General features: G+C 55.6%; 22 protein-coding genes and 3 tRNA genes. 13 read left to right on the top strand and 12 right to left on the bottom strand.

What is annotated here, in order from left to right:
* Position 1 precedes the first annotated feature (1 nt).
* Positions 2 to 1,240, bottom strand: a complete 1,239-nt coding sequence (gene yjeH, locus ACRDD5_RS17925; protein WP_438677547.1) for an L-methionine/branched-chain amino acid transporter — start codon at positions 1,238 to 1,240, stop codon at positions 2 to 4.
* Positions 1,241 to 1,417: 177 nt separating this feature from the next.
* Here yjeH and ACRDD5_RS17920 point away from each other — a divergent pair, with 177 nt between their 5' ends.
* The 3 genes from ACRDD5_RS17920 to ACRDD5_RS17910 all read left to right on the top strand — a co-directional run bounded on the left by ACRDD5_RS17920 (position 1,418) and on the right by ACRDD5_RS17910 (position 3,890).
* A complete protein-coding gene (locus ACRDD5_RS17920; protein WP_032616151.1) occupies positions 1,418 to 1,711 on the top strand; it encodes a co-chaperone GroES in 294 nt (97 codons plus the stop codon).
* Positions 1,712 to 1,755: 44 nt separating this feature from the next.
* Positions 1,756 to 3,399, top strand: coding sequence for a chaperonin GroEL (groL, locus tag ACRDD5_RS17915; protein ID WP_271283328.1), 1,644 nt, complete (start codon positions 1,756 to 1,758; stop codon positions 3,397 to 3,399).
* A gap of 137 nt (positions 3,400 to 3,536) precedes the next feature.
* Entirely contained in the window at positions 3,537 to 3,890 is a 354-nt protein-coding gene (locus ACRDD5_RS17910; RefSeq protein WP_271283327.1) for a DUF4156 domain-containing protein, read from the top strand.
* Between the two features lie 51 nt (positions 3,891 to 3,941).
* Here the strand turns inward: ACRDD5_RS17910 and epmB are convergent, their stop codons facing one another.
* Complete coding sequence (gene epmB, locus ACRDD5_RS17905; RefSeq protein ID WP_438677546.1) at positions 3,942 to 4,970, bottom strand: EF-P beta-lysylation protein EpmB; 1,029 nt, start codon at positions 4,968 to 4,970, stop codon at positions 3,942 to 3,944.
* 40 nt (positions 4,971 to 5,010) lie between these two features.
* Between epmB and efp the strand changes: the two genes are divergently transcribed.
* On the top strand, positions 5,011 to 5,577 hold the full coding sequence (gene efp / locus ACRDD5_RS17900) for an elongation factor P (RefSeq protein ID WP_182063357.1): 567 nt from the start codon (positions 5,011 to 5,013) through the stop codon (positions 5,575 to 5,577).
* 177 nt (positions 5,578 to 5,754) lie between these two features.
* Positions 5,755 to 5,901: a lipoprotein toxin entericidin B gene (ecnB, locus tag ACRDD5_RS17895; RefSeq protein WP_271283325.1), complete on the top strand. Its 147-nt coding sequence runs from the start codon at positions 5,755 to 5,757 to the stop codon at positions 5,899 to 5,901.
* A 37-nt stretch (positions 5,902 to 5,938) separates the two neighbouring features.
* On the opposite strand, the gene ACRDD5_RS17890 is transcribed toward ecnB, so the two are convergent.
* Positions 5,939 to 6,538, bottom strand: coding sequence for a helix-turn-helix transcriptional regulator (locus tag ACRDD5_RS17890; RefSeq protein ID WP_271283324.1), 600 nt, complete (start codon positions 6,536 to 6,538; stop codon positions 5,939 to 5,941).
* A 272-nt stretch (positions 6,539 to 6,810) separates the two neighbouring features.
* Here ACRDD5_RS17890 and sugE point away from each other — a divergent pair, with 272 nt between their 5' ends.
* Positions 6,811 to 7,128, top strand: coding sequence for a quaternary ammonium compound efflux SMR transporter SugE (gene sugE, locus ACRDD5_RS17885; protein ID WP_271283323.1), 318 nt, complete (start codon positions 6,811 to 6,813; stop codon positions 7,126 to 7,128).
* Here sugE and blc read toward each other — a convergent pair.
* From blc to frdA, 5 genes are all read right to left on the bottom strand, one after another.
* Positions 7,125 to 7,655 (bottom strand): outer membrane lipoprotein Blc, encoded by a 531-nt coding sequence (gene blc / locus ACRDD5_RS17880; RefSeq protein WP_271283322.1) that lies wholly within the window; start codon positions 7,653 to 7,655, stop codon positions 7,125 to 7,127. The genes sugE and blc overlap by 4 nt on opposite strands.
* Before the next feature lie 85 nt (positions 7,656 to 7,740).
* Entirely contained in the window at positions 7,741 to 8,100 is a 360-nt protein-coding gene (gene frdD, locus ACRDD5_RS17875) for a fumarate reductase subunit FrdD (RefSeq protein ID WP_438677545.1), read from the bottom strand.
* A 10-nt stretch (positions 8,101 to 8,110) separates the two neighbouring features.
* Positions 8,111 to 8,506 (bottom strand): fumarate reductase subunit FrdC, encoded by a 396-nt coding sequence (gene frdC, locus ACRDD5_RS17870; protein WP_271283320.1) that lies wholly within the window; start codon positions 8,504 to 8,506, stop codon positions 8,111 to 8,113.
* 10 nt (positions 8,507 to 8,516) lie between these two features.
* Positions 8,517 to 9,251, bottom strand: coding sequence for a succinate dehydrogenase/fumarate reductase iron-sulfur subunit (locus tag ACRDD5_RS17865; protein WP_271283319.1), 735 nt, complete (start codon positions 9,249 to 9,251; stop codon positions 8,517 to 8,519).
* Positions 9,244 to 11,034: a fumarate reductase (quinol) flavoprotein subunit gene (gene frdA, locus ACRDD5_RS17860; protein ID WP_438677544.1), complete on the bottom strand. Its 1,791-nt coding sequence runs from the start codon at positions 11,032 to 11,034 to the stop codon at positions 9,244 to 9,246. The genes ACRDD5_RS17865 and frdA overlap by 8 nt, the downstream gene beginning before the upstream one ends.
* Before the next feature lie 309 nt (positions 11,035 to 11,343).
* On the opposite strand from frdA, the gene epmA reads away from it, so the two are divergent.
* A complete protein-coding gene (epmA, locus tag ACRDD5_RS17855; RefSeq protein WP_271283317.1) occupies positions 11,344 to 12,321 on the top strand; it encodes an elongation factor P--(R)-beta-lysine ligase in 978 nt (325 codons plus the stop codon).
* 83 nt (positions 12,322 to 12,404) lie between these two features.
* On the opposite strand, the gene mscM is transcribed toward epmA, so the two are convergent.
* The 3 genes from mscM to rsgA form a co-directional block, all read right to left on the bottom strand.
* On the bottom strand, positions 12,405 to 15,728 hold the full coding sequence (mscM, locus tag ACRDD5_RS17850) for a miniconductance mechanosensitive channel MscM (protein WP_438677543.1): 3,324 nt from the start codon (positions 15,726 to 15,728) through the stop codon (positions 12,405 to 12,407).
* Positions 15,729 to 15,745: 17 nt separating this feature from the next.
* Entirely contained in the window at positions 15,746 to 16,714 is a 969-nt protein-coding gene (asd, locus tag ACRDD5_RS17845; RefSeq protein ID WP_271283315.1) for an archaetidylserine decarboxylase, read from the bottom strand.
* Positions 16,715 to 16,811: 97 nt separating this feature from the next.
* On the bottom strand, positions 16,812 to 17,864 hold the full coding sequence (gene rsgA, locus ACRDD5_RS17840) for a small ribosomal subunit biogenesis GTPase RsgA (RefSeq protein WP_271283314.1): 1,053 nt from the start codon (positions 17,862 to 17,864) through the stop codon (positions 16,812 to 16,814).
* Between the two features lie 107 nt (positions 17,865 to 17,971).
* Here rsgA and orn point away from each other — a divergent pair, with 107 nt between their 5' ends.
* The 4 genes from orn (at position 17,972) to ACRDD5_RS17820 (ending at position 19,135) form a co-directional block, all read left to right on the top strand.
* Positions 17,972 to 18,517, top strand: a complete 546-nt coding sequence (orn, locus tag ACRDD5_RS17835) for an oligoribonuclease (RefSeq protein ID WP_271283313.1) — start codon at positions 17,972 to 17,974, stop codon at positions 18,515 to 18,517.
* A gap of 199 nt (positions 18,518 to 18,716) precedes the next feature.
* Positions 18,717 to 18,792 (top strand) — tRNA-Gly (locus ACRDD5_RS17830).
* A 33-nt stretch (positions 18,793 to 18,825) separates the two neighbouring features.
* Positions 18,826 to 18,901, top strand: a tRNA-Gly gene (locus tag ACRDD5_RS17825).
* 158 nt (positions 18,902 to 19,059) lie between these two features.
* Positions 19,060 to 19,135, top strand: a tRNA-Gly gene (locus ACRDD5_RS17820).
* Between the two features lie 271 nt (positions 19,136 to 19,406).
* Here the strand turns inward: ACRDD5_RS17820 and queG are convergent.
* On the bottom strand, positions 19,407 to 20,546 hold the full coding sequence (queG, locus tag ACRDD5_RS17815; protein ID WP_438677542.1) for a tRNA epoxyqueuosine(34) reductase QueG: 1,140 nt from the start codon (positions 20,544 to 20,546) through the stop codon (positions 19,407 to 19,409).
* Between queG and nnr the strand changes: the two genes are divergently transcribed.
* Together nnr and tsaE are read left to right on the top strand one after the other, a co-directional pair.
* On the top strand, positions 20,545 to 22,071 hold the full coding sequence (gene nnr, locus ACRDD5_RS17810) for a bifunctional ADP-dependent NAD(P)H-hydrate dehydratase/NAD(P)H-hydrate epimerase (RefSeq protein ID WP_438677541.1): 1,527 nt from the start codon (positions 20,545 to 20,547) through the stop codon (positions 22,069 to 22,071). The two genes, queG and nnr, sit on opposite strands and share 2 nt — an antisense overlap.
* Entirely contained in the window at positions 22,064 to 22,525 is a 462-nt protein-coding gene (gene tsaE / locus ACRDD5_RS17805) for a tRNA (adenosine(37)-N6)-threonylcarbamoyltransferase complex ATPase subunit type 1 TsaE (RefSeq protein WP_271267888.1), read from the top strand. The genes nnr and tsaE overlap by 8 nt, the downstream gene beginning before the upstream one ends.
* Positions 22,526 to 22,540: the final 15 nt, after the last annotated feature.

The following is a 22,540-nucleotide window of genomic DNA, read 5'->3' as shown; positions in this document are numbered from 1 at the left end:
CTTACACCGAGCTACGCTTCGGCAAAAACAGCCACAGTCCCGCCAGCATGGCAATGGCGTACAGGCTCTTCACTCCCACCATCGCCAGCAGCAGTAAACAGAGCACCCCACCGATCAGCGCCAGCGTTTTATATCGGCCTTCCAGCAGGCGACAGCCCGCCAACATGCACAGCAGATAGATCATAATGAAGATGCCGTTGGCATAGACAATCAGCGCGTCGAGATTGATCTCCAGCCAGTAGATTGCCAGCGTGCTGATCATGCAGCAGCCCAGCACCAGATTGAGCGCGTTAAGCGGCAGCTGGCGTGCTGAAAGTCGTGCTAAGCGGCTTTGCGGCTTGTATTGCGCCTGGGACCACACTAAGCGGGCAAAGCTCTGAATATAGATATTGAGGCTGGCGAAGCAGGCGAGGTAGCCAATAACGCAGGCGACCCACAGCGCCTTCACGCCAAAAAGTTGTACCACGATGCCCGGCAGCGAGGCCGCAGCCGCCATGTCCGCCCCGTAAGCGGTGAAATGAAGTACCAGAACAGTACAGGCCCAGTAGACCGTCCCTGCCAGCAGCAGACCGATCATCAACGCCCGAGGAAAATCTCGCTCCGGCTGTTTAAACTCCGAGGCCAGATGGGCAAAGGCTTCAAGACCGACAAAACACCAGAACATAACCGAAAGTGCAGCGAAAAGTTGAGAACTGTCGATATCGGTAATCGCAGGGAAGGGGATTGCCGCAACCTGAATATCCCCCACCCACCAGATGGCAGCGATCAGCGCGACAATCAGCACCGCCACCAGGGTTTGCAGGTTGGCGCTCGAGCTTGCTCCGCGTGAGCCAACCCACCAGACAATCGCCAGCGTGCCCAGTTCTGCAAAAAGCAGCTGCGCATCGTGCCAGCCAAACAGCGCCTGACCGAAGCCGGTGGCGATGTGCAGCGCCGCAGGTAAACCCACAGGGATGACCGACAGGAATAACCAGCCGGTGACGCGCTCCAGACGCGGGCCAAACGCCATCCCAACAAAATGGGCGACGCCACCCGCGCTGGGGAAATGCCGTCCGAGCACGGCAAAGACAATCGCTACCGGAAATACCAGCAGAATGAGCACCGGCCAGGCCCACAGGCTGTTGTCCCCCGCGACCAGGGCGGCCAGCGCCGGTACGGCAAACACCCCCGTGCCTAACAACGAGGTTGAAAGTAAACCAACGCCCTGCGCTAGCCCCAGCTCCTGTTTCAGTCCACTCATTCCATCGTCCTGCCGCCACCAAAAGAGAGGCGATGGTAACACTTTCGCATATTTTTTTTCGACTACCCCTTGAAGGGGTAAAAACCGACCCCCATCTCTCAGGGCACTAGCCGGAAAACCGCTTACGGCCCGGCGTCACCCATAACTGATAATGACTTTCTCAAAGGAGAGCTATCAATGAGTATTCGTCCGTTACATGATCGTGTGATCGTCAAACGTAAAGAAGTTGAAACCAAATCTGCTGGCGGCATCGTTCTGACCGGTTCTGCAGCAGCAAAATCAACGCGTGGCGAAATCATCGCTGTCGGTAAGGGTCGCATTCTGGAAAACGGAAATGTGCAGCCGCTGGACGTTAAAGTGGGCGACATCGTTATTTTCAACGATGGCTACGGTGTGAAGTCCGAGAAGATCGACAATGAAGAAGTGTTGATCATGTCCGAAAGCGACATTCTGGCAATTGTTGAAGCGTAATCCGCGAACGACACTGAACATACGAATTTAAGGGAAAGATTAAAATGGCAGCTAAAGACGTAAAATTCGGTAACGACGCTCGTGTGAAAATGCTGCGCGGCGTTAACGTACTGGCAGATGCAGTTAAAGTGACCCTGGGCCCGAAAGGCCGCAACGTGGTTCTGGACAAATCCTTCGGTGCGCCAACCATCACTAAAGATGGTGTTTCCGTAGCGCGTGAAATCGAGCTGGAAGACAAGTTCGAAAACATGGGTGCCCAGATGGTGAAAGAAGTTGCCTCTAAAGCGAACGACGCTGCAGGCGATGGCACCACCACGGCAACGGTACTGGCGCAGGCGATCATCGCTGAAGGCCTGAAAGCGGTTGCTGCGGGTATGAACCCAATGGATCTGAAACGTGGCATCGACAAAGCGGTTATCGCGGCTGTTGAAGAGCTGAAAGCGCTGTCCGTACCGTGCTCTGACTCTAAAGCCATTGCTCAGGTTGGTACTATCTCTGCAAACTCCGATGAAACCGTCGGTAAACTGATCGCAGAAGCGATGGACAAAGTCGGTAAAGAAGGCGTAATTACCGTTGAAGACGGTACCGGCCTGGAAGACGAACTGGACGTGGTTGAAGGTATGCAGTTCGACCGTGGCTACCTGTCCCCATACTTCATCAACAAACCAGAAACCGGTGCTGTTGAGCTGGAAAGCCCGTTCATCCTGCTGGCTGATAAAAAAATCTCCAATATCCGCGAAATGCTGCCTGTTCTGGAAGCCGTTGCGAAAGCTGGCAAGCCGCTGGTTATCATCGCTGAAGATGTTGAAGGCGAAGCGCTGGCGACCCTGGTGGTTAACACCATGCGCGGCATCGTGAAAGTGGCTGCGGTTAAAGCACCGGGCTTCGGCGACCGTCGTAAAGCCATGCTGCAGGATATCGCAACCCTGACTGGCGGTACCGTTATCTCTGAAGAGATCGGTATGGAGCTGGAAAAAGCAACGCTGGAAGACATGGGTCAGGCGAAGCGCGTTCTCATCAACAAAGACACCACCACCATCATTGATGGCGTGGGTGAAGAAGTGGCCATTCAGGGCCGTGTCACTCAGATCCGTAAGCAGATCGAAGAAGCGACCTCTGATTACGACCGCGAAAAACTGCAGGAACGCGTAGCGAAACTGGCTGGCGGCGTAGCAGTTATCAAAGTCGGTGCAGCTACCGAAGTTGAAATGAAAGAGAAGAAAGCACGCGTTGACGATGCTCTGCACGCAACCCGTGCAGCGGTTGAAGAAGGTGTGGTTGCAGGTGGTGGCGTCGCGTTGATTCGCGTGGCATCTAAACTGAGCGAACTGCGTGGCCAGAACGAAGATCAGAACGTGGGTATCAAAGTTGCGCTGCGCGCAATGGAAGCACCACTGCGTCAGATCGTTCTGAACTGTGGCGAAGAACCGTCTGTAGTGGCTAACACCGTGAAAGCGGGCGACGGCAACTACGGTTACAACGCCGCGACCGAAGAATACGGCAACATGATCGATATGGGTATCCTGGACCCAACTAAAGTGACCCGTTCTGCTCTGCAGTACGCGGCATCTGTTGCTGGTCTGATGATCACCACCGAGTGCATGGTCACCGACCTGCCTAAAGGCGACGCGCCTGATTTAGGCGCAGGCGGCATGGGCGGTATGGGTGGAATGGGCGGCATGATGTAATCATGTTGTTCTGCACCTCGCAGAAATGAACAAACCCCCGGTCAGAAATGATCGGGGGTTTTTCTTTTGGTCATCTTTTTAGTATAAGGTTTACACAGGGGCAGCAGTTGCCCAGCTTATTGAAAACGAGGAATAACATGCGCGTAAAGGTCTGTGCAGGGATTGTAGGGGCAGCATTGCTGCTGGCGGGTTGTAGCTCCAGTAACGAGCTGTCCGCTGGTGGGCAAAGTGTTCGCTTTGTGGAAGATAAGCCGGGGAGCGAGTGTCAGCTGGTGGGAACGGCAACCGGTAAACAAAGCAACTGGCTGTCTGGTCAGCATGGCGAAGAGGGCGGTTCAATGCGCGGTGCGGCGAATGCGCTTCGTAACCAGGCTGCAGAAATGGGCGGTAATGTGATTTATGGTGTGAGCAGCCCGACGCAGGGGATGTTGTCGAGCTTTGTGCCGACGGCCAGCGAAATGATTGGCCAGGTTTATAAATGTCCGAACTGATGTCGTTGCGGGTGTTCTTCCCCCTTTGAGAAGGACACCCGGAATCAATGGTTAACGCTGTTGCAGCCCCAAATCCAGCGGTGTCTTACTCGGCTGGCCACCAATCTCACGCGCCAGTTTCGGCACCATATAGCCCGAAACCAGGGTCAATAATTCCCGCATAAGCTGACGTGCTTCTTCATCACTCACCATGAAATGTGCCGCGCCCTGAACGCGATCCAGAACGTGCAGGTAATAGGGCATAACGCCGGCATCAAACAGCGCATTACTGAGACTGGCTAACGTGTGGGCATTATCATTCACCCCGCGCAGCAGTACACTCTGGTTGAGCAAGGTGACGCCCGCTGTGCGTAAAGCCGACATCGCTGCACGGAACGCATCGTCGATCTCATTGGCATGATTAATATGATTAACCAGTAATATTTGCAGTGATGAGCGCGCAAAGCGGGACACCAGCGTGTCGGTGATGCGCGCCGGAATGACAATCGGCAAGCGGCTGTGAATACGCAAGCGCTTGATATGCGGGATGGCCTCAAGCTGAGTGATAAGCCAGTCCAGCTCATGATCCTTCGCCATAAGCGGGTCACCGCCGGAGAAAATAATCTCATCCAGCTCCGGATGGGCTGCAACGTAGCTCAGGGCGGCCTGCCAGTTGCGTTTATTCCCCTGGTTATCCGCATAAGGGAAATGACGCCGGAAGCAGTAACGGCAGTTTACGGCACAGCCGCCTTTTACCAGCAGCAGCGCGCGGTTTCGGTATTTATGCAGTAAGCCGGGTACCACGCTGTTTTGCTCTTCGAGCGGATCCGTACTGTAGCCGGGAGCGGTGATAAACTCATCCTGCGCGGTAAGTACCTGTTTCAGCAGTGGATCGTCAGGGTTGCCTTTCTCCATACGCGCCACGAACGCACGCGGCACGCGCAACGCAAACAGGCGTTTGGCGTCACGTCCGGCAAGGAGATTTTCATCAGCGTCTACATTTACCAGACGGAGCAGTTCATCCGGGTCAGTTATTACATCTGCAAGTTGCAATAACCAATCTTCTCTGGATGGGGTGTTTAGGGTTACAATATGCGCCATTTTGTGGCTTAGCTACCAGTTAACAATTTCAGAGGGCCTTATGGCGACTTACTATAGCAACGATTTTCGTGCCGGTCTTAAAATCATGATGGACGGCGAACCGTACGCGGTTGAAGCCAGCGAATTCGTCAAACCAGGGAAAGGCCAGGCATTCGCACGCGTTAAGCTGCGCCGCCTGCTGACCGGTACCCGTGTAGAGAAAACGTTCAAATCCACCGACTCCGCTGAAGGCGCAGACGTTGTTGATATGAACCTGACTTATCTCTACAACGACGGTGAATTCTACCACTTCATGAACAACTCCACTTTCGAACAGCTGTCAGCTGACGAAAAAGCGGTCGGTGACAGCGCCAAATGGCTGCTGGATCAGGCTGAGTGCATCGTGACCCTGTGGAACGGTCAGCCTATTTCTGTGACCCCACCAAACTTCGTTGAACTGGAAATCGTTGAAACCGATCCAGGTCTGAAAGGTGACACCGCAGGGACTGGCGGTAAGCCTGCTAAGCTGTCTACCGGTGCAGTGGTTAAAGTTCCGCTGTTCGTTCAGACCGGCGAAGTCATCAAAGTGGACACCCGCTCGGGTGAATACGTCTCCCGCGTGAAGTAATTCACGACCGGATGAAAGGCGCAGCCGTTTGCTGCGCCATATCGATATGCCCTCTCTTTCGCTGCCTTCTGATCCTTCCTGTTTTCTTAAAAACGCTTTCCTTTCCGTCACTAGCCTGAATCCTGGCTATGCTTATGTGGCTATACACCAATAATTTGGCTAAAAAAGGAAGAAATTATGATTAAGAAAACAATTGCAGCGATCTTTTCTGTCCTGGTACTTTCGTCGGTATTAACTGCCTGTAATACAACCCGTGGCGTTGGTGAAGATATTTCTGATGGCGGTAGTGCCATCTCCGGTGCAGCGACGAAAGCACAGCAGTAATAATGGGCGGTACGGGGCTGACTCAGCCGCCGTACCCTCAGTTTACTGATTCGGATCGTGACAGAAACGGCGAGTAGCGTGTATCCATATGCAGTTTCATGCGAATATTACGCTTGTAGGTATAAACCGTTTTCCCGTGAATACTCAGTTTGCTGGCAATCTTCTGATTGCTGGCGCCTTCCATCCACAGCGACAACACTCTCTCTTCCTGACGCGTCAGTAAGGGTGCCACTGTGTGCGCCGGTTCGCAGGTTGTCTGGGACGCTAATGCGTCATTTATTACCTGCGCCAGATCCTTCAGCGGGGTATTTTTGAACAAAGATGCCCACACAGGAAATTTATCCCTTAGGACTGCCATCTCAGCTATTTCAGCAGAATGCAGCGAGATAAAAGGCACGTTTTCACTGGCGCTCACCAGGGCGTTGATGGGTGAAATATGCGGCATTTCAGACATGAAGCCCTGCAAATCCCCGATCACCAGCGCCGGTTTCCACTGCAGGATATGTTCCCTGGCAAGGTAGAGATTATTGAGGCCTGTTACCAGTAAAGAAAAAGGGAACAGACCGGAATGATTGAGCCATGCTTCTAAACCCATGCGGGTGTAATGACATCGGTCAATCAACAGAATTTTGAACATATTTTTTTCGCAGTTGGCAAAGGGTGATCGCTTCCTGCTTTCAGGAAACATCCCATAATAAGGAAGTCGGATGAGTTATAAATGCCTGAACTTCGCTGCTAACTGCGCCTATTTCTTGCTTTTAATCTGCCAAGTGTTACCTAAAAGAAATTCGTTGAAAAAAGCGTTACTGCTCATCACAATATGAAGTTCATCTGCCTTACAGGACGGCCTGTAAGCGCTTCTCTCATCGGGGACGGCCCCAGACTGTTAGTTAAGTTAAGGAGCCCGTAATGCCCTGGATTATTCTTTTGATTGCCGGTTTACTCGAAGTGGTATGGGCCATCGGCCTGAAATACACCCACGGGTTTACCCGTCTTACGCCAAGCATCATCACCGTTGCCGCGATGATCGTCAGTATTGTTCTGCTCTCCTGGGCAATGCGCTCGCTGCCGGTGGGCACGGCTTATGCCGTGTGGACGGGGATTGGCGCGGTGGGCGCGGCCATTACCGGCATTTTATTGCTGGGTGAGTCGGCGAGCCTGGCGCGTATTGCCAGCCTCGCACTGATTGTCGCCGGGATTATCGGGCTGAAGCTCAGCACCCATTAATGGGGCTGCTCAACCCAGATGAATTTGCTGACATCAAATCCCTGACGCGTCGCTGTATCCAGAAGCTGCTGTTTGACGTCATCTGAAATCGTCGGTGTGCGGGAGAGGATCCACAGATAATCATGGTCCGGCCCGCACACCAGCGCGTGTCGATAGGCGCTGTCGAGAGCGATTACGTTATACCCGCCATAGAAGGGACCAAAGAAAGAGACTTTCAGCGCGGCGCTATTGGGGCTACCCGTAAAGTATGCTTTTCCCGTGACCTTTTGCCACATACCACGCTCCGGGTTATAGCCCCGGTTGATGACCTGAATGCCGCCATCGCTCATGGGGCTATAGTTTGCTGTCACCTTCTGTAAACCGCGCTCAAAACGGTGGTCGAAGCGGGCAATTTCGTACCAGCTTCCGAGGAACTTCTGAGCATCAAAAGGGGTGACGACGGTTACGCCAGGAGGGGGCGTGGGGGAGCTACAGGCAACAACCAGAAACGCAGCGGCAACGGCGGCGATGACAGGCAGGATGCGCATAGGAGTTTCCTTACAGGCTTTTTGTTAAGTGTAGAGCCTGCGAGGAATTTTGCTCTCCTGCCGATGAGCAGGAGAGCGAGAGTTATTACATAAAGACGACGGCAACCAGTGTGACTACGCTCAGAATGGCCGCCAGACCATAGAACACCCATTTACCATTAGGGACATGGATCTTCAGGTCATGCATCGCGTGATGCATACGGTGCAAACCACACCACAGCGGCAGCACAATCATCAGGAAGATGAACACCCTGCCAACAAAGCTATGGGCGAAAGCCAGCACCCGCTCGTAGCTCAGTGCATCACCTGGATACAGGCCCAGCGGCAGCATAATGCCCACCAGCAGAATAATGACCGGCGCGATAATGGCGCACCACATGCCGCCTGCGCCAAAGAGTCCCCAGAAAACCGGTTCATCAGAACGTTTTGGATTTGGATTAATCACCGTGGTCTCCTTACCAGAACAAGGCTATGCCAAGAATCACGACGGTCACGACCGCAGTTACCACCCAGAGTCCTTTAATAATCGGCTCTGGCCCCAGTTTTTCGCCTTTCACAATAATATTTGCCGCTTTCGGCGCCAGCTCAAACCACGTTTTGGTGTGCAGTAACGCTGCCGCCAGCACGATGATATTGAGGATCACCACCACCGGATTTTGCAGAAATCCGACGAAACCCATCCAGGTCTCCGGGCCATGTTTAAGAGCAAACAGGCCATACATCAGCTCGATACTGAACCACACCGCCGGCACCGCCGTGCCTTCACGCAGCATATAGAAGCGATAAAACGGCAGATTCTTCCACCAGGTGGATGGCATCGGCCGGACATAGGCTTTGCGTTTAGTCGTCATCATGCACTCCTTAGCGTGGTTTCAGGGTGGCGATAAGAAAGTCTTTCGAGCTTTCCACTTTGCCCTGTTGGATCGCGGCGGCGGGATCGACGTGCTTCGGACACACTTCCGAGCAGTAGCCGACGAAGGTACAGGTCCAGACGCCGTTCTGGCCGTTAAGCTGGGCCATACGCTCTTTCTTACCCTTGTCGCGGCTGTCTTCGTTATAGCGATGCGCGAGGGTAATGGCTGCCGGCCCGATAAATTCTGGATTCAGACCAAACTGCGGGCAGGCGGAATAGCACAGACCGCAGTTAATGCAGCCGGAGAACTGGTGATACTTGGCCATTTGCGCCGGCGTTTGCGTGTTGGGTCCCTGGTCCGGGGTGCGTGAGTTGCCAATAATGTACGGCTTAATGGCTTCCAGGCTTTCGATAAAGTGGGTCATGTCGACCACCAGATCGCGCTCAATGGGGAAGTTCGCCAGGGCTTCGACCTTCATCCCTTTCGGGTACTCGCGCAGGAAGGTTTTACAGGCCAGCTTAGGTACCTTGTTGACCATCATGCCGCAGGAACCGCAGATTGCCATTCGGCAGGACCAGCGGTAGCTCAGGTCCGGTGCCAGATTGTCTTTGATGTAGCCGAGCGCATCCAGTAGGGAGGTCTGCTCGTCATAAGGCACATCATAGAACGTGCTGTGTGGCGCGCTGTCGACTTCCGGGTTATAGCGTACCACTTCCACTTTCAGGTTTTGCATTTCAGCCATGGGTCGTCTCCTTCTTCTCGGCGGCTTCCGCTTCTGCACCGTACACGCGTTTAGCCGGTGCCAGCGTGGTGATTTTCACGTCGCTGTAGTCCAGACGAGTGGAACCATCCGCGTCACGATACGCGAGGGTATGTTTGAGGAAGTTGACGTCATCGCGCTCCGTGCAGCCTTCGTCCAGACGCTGATGCGCGCCGCGCGACTCTTTCCGCGCCAGGGCGGAGTGTGCCATACATTCGGCCACGTTCAGGCCATGACCCAGCTCAATGGTGTAGAGCAGGTCGGTGTTGAACACGCTGGAGGTGTCAGTAATGCGCACGCGTTTGAAGCGTTCCTGCAGTTCAGCCAGCTTGTCGATGGTTTTCTGCATCAGTTCCGGCGTACGGTATATGCCGCAACCTTCCTCCATGGAAAGCCCCATCTCGTCGCGGATCGCCGACCATTTCTCATTGCCCTCCTGATTGACCAGTTTTTTCAGGCGCTGTTCGACATCCGCAACCTGCGCATCCAGCGCGGCGCTGTTGGCTGTACCGGCAGTCGCGGCGCGCGCCATGGCTTGTTCACCCGCCAGACGACCAAACACCACCAGCTCAGCCAGCGAGTTTGAGCCCAGACGGTTAGCGCCATGCAGGCCGACGGAGGAGCATTCACCCACTGCAAACAGGCCTTTGATACGGGTTTCACACTGCTGATCGGTTTCAATCCCACCCATGGTGTAGTGCGCGGTTGGGCGCACAGGGATCGGCTCTTTTACCGGATCCACGCCGACATAGGCTTTGGACAGCTCGCAGATAAACGGCAGGCGTTCCAGCAGTTTCTTCTCACCCAGATGACGCAGGTCGAGATAGACCACATCGCCGCGTGGGGTAGGGACAGTGTTACCTTTGCGCCACTCATGCCAGAAGGCCTGAGACACTTTGTCGCGCGGGCCAAGTTCCATGTATTTGTTCTTCGGCTCGCCCAACGGAGTTTCCGGGCCCATGCCGTAATCCTGCAGATAGCGATAGCCATCTTTATTGACCAGAATCCCGCCTTCGCCGCGGCAGCCCTCGGTCATCAGGATGCCGGAACCCGGCAGACCGGTTGGGTGATACTGAACGAACTCCATATCGCGCAGTGGGATCCCGTGCTGCAGCGCCATGCCCATCCCGTCGCCGGTGACAATCCCGCCGTTGGTGTTATAGCGGTAAACGCGTCCTGCACCGCCGGTGGCCATTACCACCGCGTTAGCGCGGATCTGAACCAGCGAGCCTTCCATCATGTTCATCGCCACCAGACCGCGCGCCTGGCCGTCATCCACCAGGATATCCAGCACGAAGTGCTCGTCAAAGCGTTGGATTTGCGGGAACTGCAGCGAGGTCTGGAACAGGGTATGGAGCATGTGGAAGCCGGTTTTATCGGCAGCAAACCAGGTGCGCTCAATTTTCATGCCGCCGAAACGACGCACGTTCACGCTGCCGTCTTCACGGCGGCTCCACGGGCAACCCCACTGCTCCAGCTGGGTCATTTCCGTCGGGCAATGATGGACGAAATAATCGACGACATCCTGTTCGCATAGCCAATCGCCACCGGCGACGGTGTCGTGAAAGTGGTAATCAAAGCTGTCATGATCCTGCGCAACGGCAGCAGACCCCCCCTCCGCGGCAACCGTATGGCTGCGCATAGGATAGACTTTTGAAATCAGGGCGATTTTAGCGTTTGGATTAGCCTGAGCTGCAGCAATTGCTGCGCGTAATCCCGCTCCGCCAGCGCCAATTATGGCAAGATCGGCTTGAAAGGTTTGCACGACATTCCTCCAGATTTTTGATATTTCGCATCCCGACACTCAACGGTTGTTCACCGCCTGGGAGGCCAAATGCGAAAGGGGTTCCACTGCTCCTTTATGGGTAACGCAGTATAGCCGTAGGGAGCTTAGGGAAATTTGACGTGTTCGATTTTTTTGCGGTTATTTGGTGGTGATTATCATCATAATTGATGAATTGCCTCGTGAAATTATTAGAGGTTATAAAAGCCACAAAATTACCTGCGCAAAATTTGTCTCTGTCCGGGGTTACGCGTAGACTTCGTCCCCTTGTCTGAAATCGGAGAAATTCACATGAGCGAAACGGCCACCTGGCAGCCGAGCGCATCCATCCCCAATCTGTTAAAACGCGCAGCAATTATGGCGGAAATTCGCCGCTTTTTTGCCGATCGCGGTGTGCTGGAGGTGGAAACGCCCTGCATGAGTCAGGCGACGGTAACGGATATTCATCTGTTCCCGTTTGAAACCCGTTTTGTCGGCCCTGGTCACTCCCAGGGGATGAATCTCTACCTGATGACCAGCCCGGAATACCACATGAAGCGCCTGTTGGCCGCGGGCTGTGGGCCGGTTTACCAGCTGTGTCGTAGCTTCCGTAATGAAGAGATGGGTCGCCACCACAATCCGGAATTCACCATGCTGGAGTGGTACCGCCCGCACTATGATATGTACCGCCTGATGAATGAGGTGGACGATCTGCTGCAGCAGGTACTCGAGTGCCCGGGAGCTGAAACGCTCTCGTACCAGCAGGTTTTCCAGCGTCATCTGGACATTGATCCGCTCTCGGCGGACAAAACTCAGCTGCGCGAAGCGGCGGCAAAGCTGGATCTCAGCAATATTGCCGATACCGAAGAAGACCGTGACACCTTGCTGCAGCTGCTCTTTGCGATGGGCGTCGAGCCGCACATTGGCAAAGACCGTCCGACCTTTGTGTACCACTTCCCGGCAAGCCAGGCGTCACTGGCGCAGATCAGCACGGAAGATCACCGTGTGGCGGAACGCTTCGAGGTTTATTTTAAAGGTATTGAGCTGGCAAATGGTTTCCACGAGTTGACCGATGCCCGTGAACAGCAGCAGCGTTTTGAGCAGGATAACCGCAAGCGTGCTGCCCGCGGCCTGCCGCAGCAGCCCGTTGATCACAATCTGCTGGGAGCGTTAAAAGCCGGTCTGCCCGATTGCTCCGGCGTGGCGCTGGGGGTTGATCGTCTGGTGATGCTGGCGCTGGGCGCTGAGCAGCTGGGCGACGTGATTGCGTTTACTGTCGATCGCGCCTGATAATTTGCCGGGTGGCGCGGCGCTTACCCGGCCTACAAAAACGTAGGCCCGTGCAAGCGCAGCGCCGCCGGGAACAAGCCGACTTACAAACTTCCCGCCGGGCGCTTCTTCGCCCCTGACGTTAAGGTTCTTCCCGTCTTACGCCCATCCAGTGTTTCCAGACGCATCTGGAACGGTGGGAATGGCAGATCGATACCGTGTTCACGGAAGCCCGCCAGGATCAGCTGGTGGATTTCGTGGCGCAGCGGCATGCGATGGCCCATTTCGGCCGCATAAATACGCAGCTCGAAAATCTGGATCCCCTGCTGGAGATCCACCAGGAACACTTCCGGCTCTGGGGTGTTGATCACCAGCGAGCAGCGCTCGGCCGCTGTATAAAGGATCTGCGTCACCTCTTCGCTGTTGGCATCAGACGGCGCAGGCACGGTTAGTACCACACGCGTGACGGAATCCGACAGCGACCAGTTTATAAACTGCTCGGTGATAAAAGCCTTGTTGGGGACGATGATCTCTTTGCGGTCCCAGTCGCTGATGGTAGTGGCTCGGGTATTGATTTTGGTGATGCTTCCGGTCAGATCGCGAATTGTCACGGTATCGCCAATACGAATCGGCTTTTCAAACAGGATGATCAGGCCGGAGATAAAGTTGGCGAAGATCTCCTGCAAACCAAACCCAAGGCCGACACCGAGAGCGGCAACCAGCCACTGCAATTTCGACCACTCAATTCCGATCATCGAGAAGCCCACCAGCCCGCCAAGCAGCAGCAGCAGGTATTTGGTGATAGTGGTAATGGCGTACCCGGTACCCGGTGTTAAATCCAGATGCTGCAACACGGCCAGCTCCAGCAGCGCCGGGAAGTTGCGGATCAGCTGCGTGGTGATGATAAAGACCAGAATCGCAATCAGCACCGCCCCGAGCGTGATCGGCTCCAGGCTCTCTACGCCCTGTACCGTCGAGGTCACGTCCCAGAGGGTGATATTTTCCAGGAAGCCAAACGCGGAGTGAATTTCAGACCACAGCACAATCACCGACAGCAGGGCGATCAGCATGAGAATAGAGCGGACCAGGCGCAGGGACTGGGTACTGATGGCATCCAGATCCAGCTCGGTATCATCGACATCCACCGTGCCTTCCGTGCTGAGCGAATGCGGCGGTTCTTCCTCACCGCGCGCACGCTGAGCGAGGATTTCTGCCCGGCGGTTTTTCGCCCTGTCGAAGGCCAGACGACGACGCTGAATCAGCATCCAGCGCCGAATCACGTGGTACACCACCAGCAGCAGGAACCAGATCGCTACCGAGGTTTCGAGACGCGCCAGCAGCGCCTGAGCGGTAGCCAGATACCCAACGGCGGCCGCCAGAATCCCCGCCAGCGGAGCGCTCAGCAGTAAATTCCACAGCATGCGGTTGGCCATGTTATCGCCGCTGCCCTCTTTATCGAGATACAGCGGGATCCCGGCTTTCTTCAGGCTCAGGGTCACCACTGCCAGCGCGCCGCAAATCAACATAAAGCACAGGCGGCCGAGCGATCCGGAAAACTCCCGATCGTTCAGGTTATCAAACATGATCAGCGCCATGATCAGCGGCACGATAAGCCCGATGCTCATCAGGTAATAGCGCATGGCCCGCGCCACGCGGTTACGCGGCCAGCCGAAGTGGGCAACAAACAGGCCGTTCGGACGGGCGAAGGTTGCACAGATCATTACCACCCACAGCAGCGGCACGGTGGCCGTCACTCCTGCGCCAATAGCGACCGCCAGCGGATAAGGCCAGGCTTCGCGCAGGCCATAGCCAAGCGTCATCCACAGCACCGGTAGTGGGGAGGCAACCAGAATTGACCAGAAGACCGTGCGCAGCGTGAGCCAGAAATGGTCCTGGGTCACTTTACCCACGCGGGCGCTGGAGCGGTCGAGGAAGCGGGTGAAATGCCTGCGCGAGTAGATGCTAAACCCGACCAGGATCAGTGCCCCCAGCAGCGGGAAGATGGTCTCTTTGTTGGTGAGCATCATCACGCTGGCTTTGCCTAACTGGCTGAAGGTATCCAGTGAAATCAACCGGCGCAGATCCTGCACAATATCAATCGGCCAGGAAATCGAGACCGGGCGCACGTCTGAGGTCCAGAACAGATAGCGGTGAGTCGCTTCATTGACCTCTTTTAACGCATCTTCCAGCTGGCTGTTGGAGACTTTCAGTTTGGTCAGTTCCAGCAGCAGGGTATCGCCACCCTGCAACAGCGAATTGAGCAGTTCACGCTGGGTGCGCAACTGAGCTTCCAGAATCCGGTTTTGCTCGGCAGTGAGCGCTTTGCCGTCCAACTGGTGGATCTGACGCAGCTGCGGCTGCTTGTTCAGCAGATCTTCAAAGCGCAGACGCTGCACGCGCAGCTGCGCCATTTCGGTATCGAGCTGCTGCGGTTTTGGCATCTCGGGCAGGCGTGCCACCTGGGCGCGCAGGGCCTCGCCAAGCAGGTTGGACGATCCCAGCCACTGCGACTGCTCGCGCAGCGTATTCAGCGCCTGTCTTACCTGCAGGGTTTGATTGGTGGCCTGACGCTGCTGCGAGGCCACCAGATCCATGCGCTGTGCCTGCTGGTTAAGCGCGGCAGAGAGTTCACGGTTGATCTTGAACTGATCGACGATGCCGGAAGGCAGGTTCTCGCTGTTTTCAGCCAACAGCTCGGTGCTTTCCAGCGCTTTCTCGGCTTCACGCTGGCGCTGGCTGTTAAGCTGATTGCGCAGGGCCTGCAGATACGCATCCAGCTGTTCGCCCTGTTTCTTCGCCAGTTCAGAGCGCATACGCGCCAGCTCCTGGCGGTTGTTGGCAGAGAGCTGCGCCAGTTCCAGCTCATCGACCAGTGCTTTCAGCCTGGCCGATTCAGCCTGCAAACCAAGATTTTGCGCCTGGTTGAGCGGGGTATTGCCGGTTTGTGCCCCGGCGCGTCGCTCAACGTCATTCAGCTGACGACGGGCATCGGTTTGCTGTTGCGGAAGCTGGTTCAGCGAGTCGGCTATTTCACGGGCGCGCTCCTGCTCCTGCTGGGCCTGGCGGGTTTTTTCCAGCAGTTGGCTGCTGACCTGCAGGATCTCCTGGTTAAGCGTGTCAGAGGTCATGCCGACAGGCACCTGACGCGGCTCTTCGCGCAGATCGTTGAGCTGCGCGCGGAGGGTTTGCGAGAGTTTGGGGAAGTTATCGATAACCTGCTGATACTGTGTCGCACGTTCGAGGGAGCCTTTACGCTCCTCAAGGGCGTTCAACGCAGCCTGGAGCACCTCTACGGTTTCGGGCTGGGCGGGTTTTGCCGCCTTTGCCTGCTCCAGTTCTTGCGAGATTTGTTTTGCATTGGGGGCGGTCGCTGCGTACGCCCCCATACTGAGGCACCAGGCCATCAGTAAAGTGATAATCAGGCGCACGTCAGTATACCTTTTGGTTAGCCTTGGTCTTTTTTGTCGTCAACCAGCGGACTGGCGTCGAGTTCTGCGGCGATCTCTTCTGCCGGCAGCGGGGCAGGCTCTGCATCCACGGTCACAAACGGCTCCGTCGACACCGCCAGCGGTTGGCCAAGTTTGGTCACCGACAGGCTTTCGAGTTGCTCAACCAGCTTCACTGAATTTGGTGCAAACAGGTTGATAACGGTCGAGCCCAGCTTGAAACGGCCCATTTCCTGACCTTTCAGCAGAGCGATAGAACCTTCGCTCTCGCCAGCAGGCCAGGTCCAGCGTTTGATCACGCCTTCACGCGGCGGGGTAATGGTGCCCGCCCAGACGGTCTCAATGCTGCCCACAATCGTAGCACCAACCAGAATCTGTGCCATCGGGCCAAACTCGGTATCAAACAGGCAGATCACGCGCTCGTTACGGGCGAACAGGTTAGGAACGTTCTGCGCGGTCAGGTGGTTTACTGAGAACAGATCGCCCGGCACGTAGATCATTTCGCGCAGAATACCGTTGCACGGCATATGTACGCGGTGGTAGTCGCGCGGTGACAGGTAGGTGGTGGCAAAAGAGCCGTTGCGGAACAGGTCCGCCATCAGGTAGTTACCTGCCAGCAGGGCTTCCAGGCTGTAGTTATGGCCTTTGGCCTGCAAAATCTTATCGCCTTCGATTTTACCCAACTGGCTGATAACGCCATCGGCAGGCATAACCAGCACGTTCGGGTCGGTATCCAGCGGCCGCACTTCATCGCGCAGTGGACGGACAAAGAAATCATTGAAAGTGCGGTAGCTGGCGGTGTCCGGCTTCTGCGCTTCTTTCATGTCGACCTTGTAGTACTTCACGAACAGGTCGATAACCAGCTTGGTCAGCCAGCCCGCTCGTTTGCTCGCGCCCCAGCCCGCCAGGCGAGTGAGCCACAGTTTTGGCAGAATGTATTGAAGCGAAAGTTTAAATGAGTTTAACAAGGTAGCCTCCAGGCCATTGTTTTGTCGTTCCTGATCCGGCTGTGAGCCGCCGGAACCTGAAAAAAGGGGACGATTTTAGCGACGCTTAGCTTAGTTGTCAGTTGTCAGAATCAGAAAAGTTTTTACGCGTCTTTACCTGGTCCATGCTTTCGAGAATGCGGTGATAGTTATAAAAACGGGTTTCAGCGATTTCACCGTTTTCTACCGCTGCGCGAATGGCACAGCCAGGGTCGTTATCGTGTTTACAGTCACGATATTTGCACGCGCCTAAATAGTCATGGAATTCGACAAAGCCGTTAAAGATTTGTTCCGGTTCGAGATGCCAGAGGCCAAATTCACGTACGCCAGGGGAGTCGATCACATCGCCGCCGTGCGGGAAGTGATACAGACGTGAAGCGGTAGTGGTGTGCTGGCCAAGACCCGAGTTATCAGAGACCTCATTGGTGAGGATCTCTTTTTGCAAACCAAGAAGGTTGTTCAGCAAACTGGATTTACCGACGCCTGACTGTCCGGCAAAAATGCTGATGCGGTCGGTGAGCGCTTCTTCAAGCGGCTGCAGACCATCTTTCTTATGGCTGGACACCATCAACACGCGATAACCAATCTTGCGGTAGATATCCATCTGCTCATTCACGAAGGCCATGCTGTCGTCGTCAAGCAGATCGATTTTATTCAGAACAATCAGCGGTTCAACCTCAAGGGTTTCGCACGCGATGAGATAACGGTCGATAATATTCAGCGACAGTTCGGGGAGGATTGCAGACACAATCACGATCTGATCGATATTGGCGGCAATCGGTTTTACACCGTCGTAGAAGTCAGGACGCGTCAGGACCGACGTGCGCTCATGCACGGCCTCAACGATGCCTTTAACCTTGACGCCTTCTGCTGCGGCTTTACCGGGACGCCAGACCACGCGGTCACCGGTGACCAGCGAGCGTATGGTGCGACGGATATTGCAGCGGTGAATCTCGCCACTGGCGGTTTCTACATCGGCATGCATACCAAAGCGGCTAATCACTACGCCCTCAGTGGCTTCGCCAAACAGATTGTCGTCGTAGTCAGGCTTATCCGCAGCGGTTTTAAGACGGCGCTCGTGGTTGGCACTCACACGGCGCTGTTGACCTTTGGAGAGTTTATTTTTACTCAATCGTGCTGGCTCCTGGTCGCCCATATCGGGCAAAACCTCTATGATACACACTAATTAATACTAGTTAACCTGCCACGGCCGGTTAAGCGAGAAGGGTGGAAAATAACATGAGCGCAGATGAAAACAACCTGATTTGGATCGATCTGGAGATGACCGGACTGGATCCCGAGCGCGATCGCATTATTGAGATCGCCACGCTGGTGACCGATGCGAACCTGAATATCCTGGCGGAAGGGCCGACGATTGCCGTTCATCAGTCTGACGCGCAGCTGGGGCTGATGGATGAATGGAACGTGCGTACCCATACCGGCAGCGGGCTGGTGGAACGCGTCAAAGCCAGCACCCAGGGCGATCGTGAAGCCGAGCTTGCCACGCTGGAATTCCTCAAGCAGTGGGTACCGCAGGGCAAATCGCCGATTTGTGGTAACAGCATCGGCCAGGATCGTCGCTTCCTGTTTAAGTACATGCCGGAGCTGGAGTCATACTTCCACTATCGTTATCTCGACGTGAGCACCCTGAAAGAGCTGGCACGCCGCTGGAAACCAGAGATGCTGGACGGGCTTAAAAAGCAAGGCACCCACCAGGCCATGGATGATATCCGTGAATCGGTGGCGGAGCTGGCTTACTACCGTGAACACTTTATTAAGTTATAAGAAAAGTGCCCGGCAGCACGCTGCCTGCCGGGGTATACGAGTGGAATAGGCGTAAAAGTGCGCAATGTGATCAATATTCAAGCGATTGAATTAAATTTCTAAAAAATCGCTTTCGGGGGGGTTGCAGCAGGTCGAATTTCTCGTATAATGCGCCTCCCGTAACGACAGAGAATTACACGTTACGACAGCACAGATTTTTGCGGGAATAGCTCAGTTGGTAGAGCACGACCTTGCCAAGGTCGGGGTCGCGAGTTCGAGTCTCGTTTCCCGCTCCAAATTTGAATATGCTAAGCAGTAAGACCACCCAAGCGGGAATAGCTCAGTTGGTAGAGCACGACCTTGCCAAGGTCGGGGTCGCGAGTTCGAGTCTCGTTTCCCGCTCCAAAATTTGAAAGGTATCGCAAGATACGCACCACCAAAATCGCAGGATTTCAAGTTGCAACAAGGCGGCAACTGAACGAATCCTTGGGAACTTGCTTAAGTAAGTGACTAAGGTGAGTGAAGGCAGTCAACGCAGTGGCAGCTTGAAAGACGAAGATTAAGCGGGAATAGCTCAGTTGGTAGAGCACGACCTTGCCAAGGTCGGGGTCGCGAGTTCGAGTCTCGTTTCCCGCTCCAAATTTTTTCTCCCCCAAACAGATATCCACAGCGGAAAGCCTCGCTGGGGACGAATTATTTCATTTCTGACAAACTCTTCTTAACAGACTTATCCACAGGTATGCGCCTGCCCTTGCTCTCTCTCAAAACTTCGCATGATGAATAGTATCTGCGTAACCATTTGAAATTAATGAATTAAATTTGATTTAAAACTGTTAAGTTGATCACTTGACCTCCCCGCCAGGCTTGATGCTTCCTGCCTCTGTAATTTTATTCACAGCCTGTGGAAATATCATGCGTCTCGGGGAAGGCCTTTTTCAATGACGCGTACCAGCCTGTTTTTCTGGGGTAATTGCACGTCCACCGCGCAGGCGTTTCGCTTCTCAATCTGCTGCGCAATCGCCCATTCTATGTGTTCATCAAGAAGTGGGTGCTCACCTCGGCGACTTTCCAGTGCCTGCAAATGGGCTTCATCCCAGGGGGCATTTCCCAGCGCGACGGCAATATTACGCAGCCAGCGCAGATGTCCGATGCGGCGAATCGCCGATCCCTCGGTCACTTTAAGGAACCAGGCTTCGCTCCAGGCAAACAGTTCGGTAAGCGGTGGGGCATGCAACGCCTTACGCGGGCTGAAGTCATCCTCTTCCGTGAGCTGCGAGTAGCGGTTCCACGGGCAAATCAGCTGGCAATCATCACAGCCGTAAATGCGGTTGCCTATCAGCGGGCGGAACTCTTCCGGGATTGCCCCTTCAAGTTCGATGGTGAGATACGAAATACAGCGGCGGGCATCGACGGTGTACGGTTCGACAATCGCCCCGGTGGGGCAGATAGTCATACACGCCACGCAGCGTCCGCAGCCATCTTCAACCGGGCCATCCACCGGCAGCGGGATATCAATCAGCAGTTCACCGAGGAAAAAGAACGAGCCTGCGTCGCGGCTGAGGATAAGTGAGTGCTTACCCGTCCAACCAAGCCCCGCTTTTGCCGCCAGCGGGCGCTCAAGAACAGGCGCGGAATCGACAAAGGGTCTAAAATTCAGCGTGGTGCAATGCTGCTGAATCATCTCCCCCAGCTTTTTGAGTCGGTTACGCAGTAGTTTGTGATAATCACGGCCCAGCGCGTAGCGGCTGACGTAGCCCAGAGACGGGTTTTTCAGCGTACTGGCAAATGCCGCACCGGCGGGGAGATAGTTCATGCGCACGCTGATGACGCGTAAGGTACCCGGCAGCAGCTCATGCGGACGGGCGCGCATCATGCCGTGCCGTGCCATCCACTCCATTTCGCCGTGATATTGATTATCCAGCCAGGCCTGCAGTTTCGGCTCGCTGGCAGAGAGATCGGTATCGGTAATACCCACGTGCTGAAAGCCTAGCTCGGCGCCCCATTGTTTAATGTTTTGCGCTAACTGATTGAGATCGAGGGGCTGTGACATGACGGACCATACTGTGAAGAAAAACCCTGCAAGTATACCACATTCCATCTGGCCTGCGGAGGCGCTGCGGCGCGCGGAAAAAGAGGCGGCGGATAGTCTCGGGCTCACCCTTTACGAACTGATGCTGCGTGCCGGCGATGCGGCATTCTCGGTGGCCCGCGCGGCTTATCCGCAGGCTCACCACTGGTTGATCCTCTGCGGGCACGGCAACAATGGCGGGGATGGTTATGTCGTCGCCAGACGGGCAGTCGCAGCAGGGATCCACGTGACGTTGCTGGCGCTCGAGAGCGACAAGCCCCTGCCCGAAGAGGCCGCCAGGGCACGAGACGCCTGGCTGGAGGCAGCAGGGACCCTTCATGCCGCCGATATCCCCTGGCCCGAAGGGGTAGACCTGATTGTCGACGGCCTGCTCGGCACCGGGCTGCATAGCGCCCCGCGCGAGAGGGTCAGCAACCTCATTACGCACGCCAACCATCATCCGGCGCCGGTTTTGGCGCTGGATATTCCGTCGGGGCTGATGGCCCAGACGGGTACGGCCCCTGGGGCGGTGATTCACGCTGACCATACGGTGACCTTTATCGGGCTAAAACCCGGTCTACTGACGGGTAAAGCGCGCGATGTGGTTGGCAGGTTGCACCATAACGCGCTGGGGCTGGAAGGCTGGCTGGCCGGACAGACAACGGCGATAACGCGATTTGATGCATCGCAGCTACCGGAGTGGTTTCCCCCTCGCCGCCCGACTTCGCATAAGGGCGATCACGGCAGGCTGGTGATTATCGGCGGCGACCACGGTACTGCAGGCGCCATCCGCATGACCGGCGAAGCGGCGCTGCGGGCGGGAGCGGGGCTGGTGCGGATTCTGACGCGCAGCGAAAATATTACGCCGATCGTCACCGCCAGACCTGAACTGATGGTGCACGCGCTCACGCCGCAGGCGCTGGACGACAGTCTGGAATGGGCGGATGTGGTGGTGATTGGACCGGGTCTGGGTCAGACGCCGTGGGGCAAGCAAGCCTTGCAGAAGGTCGAACAGTTCCGCAAACCGATGCTGTGGGATGCCGACGCGCTGAACCTTCTGGCAATCAATCCGGATAAACGTCACAATCGCATCCTGACGCCGCACCCCGGCGAGGCCGCGCGGCTGCTTAACTGCAGCGTTGCAGAAATTGAGAGCGATCGCTTACATTCTGCTCAGCGTCTGGTAAAACGTTACGGTGGTGTTGCGGTTTTGAAAGGGGCAGGCACTGTCGTCGCCAGTGAAACCGGCTGGCTTGGCATCGTGGATGCGGGCAATGCTGGCATGGCGAGCGGCGGAATGGGCGATGTGCTTTCCGGTATTATCGGCGCGTTGCTCAGCCAGAAGTTGGCCCTTTATGATGCCGCCTGCGCAGGCTGCGTGGCGCACGGCGCAGCAGCCGACCACCTGGCTTCCCGCTACGGTACGCGCGGGATGCTGGCAACCGATCTTTTTGACACGCTGCGGCGTGTCGTTAACCCGGACGTAATTGACCTAAAAAATGATTAATCGAGTGATTCCTCTACCCGACGAACAGGCAACGTTAGATCTCGGCCAGCGCATGGCGCAAGCCTGCGAGGGCGCGACCGTCATCTATCTGTATGGCGATCTTGGCGCGGGTAAAACCACCTTTAGCCGGGGCTTCCTGCAGGCGCTGGGTCATCAGGGAAATGTGAAAAGCCCAACCTATACGCTGGTTGAGCCCTATACCCTGGATAACCTGATGGTGTACCACTTCGATCTCTACCGCCTGGCGGATCCTGAGGAGCTGGAGTTTATGGGGATCCGCGATTATTTTGCCAACGATGCCATTTGCCTGGTTGAGTGGCCGCAACAGGGGACAGGCGTACTGCCTGAACCGGATGTTGAAATTCATCTGGAGTATCAGGCGCAAGGGCGTGAGGCCCGCGTCACTGCTGTCTCCTCATCAGGACATTCCATACTGGCGCGTTTAGCCGGTTAAGCTAAGAGACGACGG

This window comes from Silvania sp., assembly GCF_051656365.1.
Lineage (GTDB): Bacteria > Pseudomonadota > Gammaproteobacteria > Enterobacterales > Enterobacteriaceae > Enterobacter > Enterobacter hatchlandensis.
The sequence above is the reverse complement of the archived record's forward strand: the minus strand, read 5'-3'. Positions and strand labels throughout refer to the sequence as shown.

Excerpts from the sequence above, each read along its gene's own strand:
- yjeH (WP_438677547.1), bottom strand. The coding sequence starts at position 1,240 with ATGAGTGGACTGAAACAGGAGCTGGGGCTAGCGCAGGGCGTTGGTTTA.
- ACRDD5_RS17920 (WP_032616151.1), top strand. The coding sequence starts at position 1,418 with ATGAGTATTCGTCCGTTACATGATCGTGTGATCGTCAAACGTAAAGAA.
- groL (WP_271283328.1), top strand. The coding sequence starts at position 1,756 with ATGGCAGCTAAAGACGTAAAATTCGGTAACGACGCTCGTGTGAAAATG.
- ACRDD5_RS17910 (WP_271283327.1), top strand. The coding sequence starts at position 3,537 with ATGCGCGTAAAGGTCTGTGCAGGGATTGTAGGGGCAGCATTGCTGCTG.
- epmB (WP_438677546.1), bottom strand. The coding sequence starts at position 4,970 with ATGGCGCATATTGTAACCCTAAACACCCCATCCAGAGAAGATTGGTTA.
- efp (WP_182063357.1), top strand. The coding sequence starts at position 5,011 with ATGGCGACTTACTATAGCAACGATTTTCGTGCCGGTCTTAAAATCATG.
- ecnB (WP_271283325.1), top strand. The coding sequence starts at position 5,755 with ATGATTAAGAAAACAATTGCAGCGATCTTTTCTGTCCTGGTACTTTCG.
- ACRDD5_RS17890 (WP_271283324.1), bottom strand. The coding sequence starts at position 6,538 with ATGTTCAAAATTCTGTTGATTGACCGATGTCATTACACCCGCATGGGT.
- sugE (WP_271283323.1), top strand. The coding sequence starts at position 6,811 with ATGCCCTGGATTATTCTTTTGATTGCCGGTTTACTCGAAGTGGTATGG.
- blc (WP_271283322.1), bottom strand. The coding sequence starts at position 7,655 with ATGCGCATCCTGCCTGTCATCGCCGCCGTTGCCGCTGCGTTTCTGGTT.
- frdC (WP_271283320.1), bottom strand. The coding sequence starts at position 8,506 with ATGACGACTAAACGCAAAGCCTATGTCCGGCCGATGCCATCCACCTGG.
- ACRDD5_RS17865 (WP_271283319.1), bottom strand. The coding sequence starts at position 9,251 with ATGGCTGAAATGCAAAACCTGAAAGTGGAAGTGGTACGCTATAACCCG.
- epmA (WP_271283317.1), top strand. The coding sequence starts at position 11,344 with ATGAGCGAAACGGCCACCTGGCAGCCGAGCGCATCCATCCCCAATCTG.
- orn (WP_271283313.1), top strand. The coding sequence starts at position 17,972 with ATGAGCGCAGATGAAAACAACCTGATTTGGATCGATCTGGAGATGACC.
- nnr (WP_438677541.1), top strand. The coding sequence starts at position 20,545 with ATGACGGACCATACTGTGAAGAAAAACCCTGCAAGTATACCACATTCC.
- queG (WP_438677542.1), bottom strand. The coding sequence starts at position 20,546 with ATGTCACAGCCCCTCGATCTCAATCAGTTAGCGCAAAACATTAAACAA.
- tsaE (WP_271267888.1), top strand. The coding sequence starts at position 22,064 with ATGATTAATCGAGTGATTCCTCTACCCGACGAACAGGCAACGTTAGAT.